Origin of the sequence: Pseudomonas huaxiensis (assembly GCF_003231275.1) — a bacterium.
Taxonomy (GTDB): Bacteria; Pseudomonadota; Gammaproteobacteria; order Pseudomonadales; family Pseudomonadaceae; genus Aquipseudomonas; species Aquipseudomonas huaxiensis.
In genome coordinates, this window is sequence record NZ_QKVL01000122.1 from 1 (window position 1) to 1,679 (window position 1,679).

At 49.4% G+C, this 1,679-nt stretch carries 1 protein-coding gene and 1 pseudogene; both read right to left on the reverse strand.

What is annotated here, in order from left to right; all coding sequences use genetic code 11:
* Positions 1-444: pseudogene (locus DM374_RS32465) on the reverse strand (DUF6708 domain-containing protein); the annotation flags it as partial.
* A 94-nt stretch (positions 445-538) separates the two neighbouring features.
* Positions 539-1,522 (reverse strand): DUF6708 domain-containing protein, encoded by a 984-nt coding sequence (locus tag DM374_RS32470; protein WP_110973527.1) that lies wholly within the window; start codon positions 1,520-1,522, stop codon positions 539-541.
* Between the last annotated feature and the right edge of the window lie 157 nt (positions 1,523-1,679).

Sequence of the window (1,679 nt, forward strand, 5' to 3'; positions counted from 1 at the left end):
GGACTCCAGGCGAACGAATCGGAGGGTGTACTTCAAGAAAACACCAAGCACTACTGGCCAAAACAACGGAAATAACGTGAGGATGAAATAATCGGCGATGGTTAATGATTTTCCGTCGTGGCCGTAACCAGAAATTATTTTTTCAGCGGAAATGATAACCATCGCAAAAAACATATAGGTTATGAATCCGTATATCCACCCAAGAAATATAGTAATTATTCCTCTTTTTTCGTCGTTGGGTGTACGAAGGTCAATATAAGTATCGTTGTGTGCGTACAGTGACGAGTTGGCGTAGGCCCAGTCTGAAACAGACTCTCCCACTCCCTCCGGTGCATTAAGTTCTTCTTGTCCCGGTTGGCGCTTTTGATTAAGAGTACTTTCCATGGCCTCTTCATAAGTGATAAGCGTTTTGGACCATTCAAAGCCCCGTTCCAAAAAATACATCAGAGTGTGCCCTCTGTTGAGCGCTGCATGGGTTCAATTTCTTTTTCTTCAGTATCGACAGTCAACATTCGAAAAGTGACTTCGCATACACGAATCAGCGTCCGGCCTCCTCGATGACCTTCGGAAACCGTGGCTCGTAGCACAACAACAAAGATAACCAGTGGCCTGTGGCGTGGATCAGGATGACGGGCCATAGCAGCAGGTTGAGCAGTACGAAAATGCGCAGTTCGCGTTGGCGAAGGAAGCTGGTATCCAGTCCCCAGGCAGCTTTGAGCGAGAGCCACGGCCAGGGGAATTTGCAGATGAGTTTCTCCGGTGCTGGGGCGGCGGCGGGGCCATCTTCCATGTAGCGGCGGATGTATTCCCAGAAGGCCAGCAGTTCGCTGGCGTTGCGGGTGGGTTTGCCGATGAAGGTCAGCTCGATGTTTTCGGTGGGAGTACCGTGCAAGTCCATGCCATCCCCCTTTTCCCAGCCGAGGATGACATAGCCGCCCGTGCCATCCAGTTCGCTCATGTTCTTGTCGACGATGATCTCGGTTTTGTCCCAGTCCATGATGCGGATGCCGCCTAAGTGCTTGGGGCGGAGTAGGTAGACTTTGCGGGTGATACGGTTGAAACGGACGATGATGCGGCGGGCGGTGAAAGACTCCAGGCGAAGATGCTTAATTGCGTATCTTAAAAATAAATACAGAGCAATATTTGCAGTCAGTGGGGATAGTATTAAACCGAAAATATAGAATTCCCAATCGATGCTGGTCTTTGGATAAAGAAGGTCGCTCACAGCCATCCAAATCGTCGTTATTCCTGCCCAGGCAAGCATGCCTCCTAGCGTGCAGAAAAAGAAAGTTATCACTCCTCTCTTTTCATCGTTAGGCGTGCGAAGGTCAATGTGGTTGTCGTTGTGCGCATACAGGGATGAGTTGTCATAGGTACAGTCTGAAACGGATTCCCTAACCCCCTCTGGTGTCCGAAGGTCTGCCTGTCCTGGCTGACGTTTTTGATTGAGTGCTCTTTTCGTAGCCTCTTCATAAGTTATCAGCGTCTTGGACCATTCAAAGCCTCTTTCCAAAAAATACATTAGAGTGTGCCCTCTGTTGAGCGCTGCATGAATTCAATTTCTTTTTCTTCGGTATCGACAGCCAATATTCGAAAGGTGACTTCGCCTATGCGGATCAGCGTCCGGCCTCCTCAATGACCTTCGGAAACCGTGGCTCGTAGCACAACAACAAGGACAG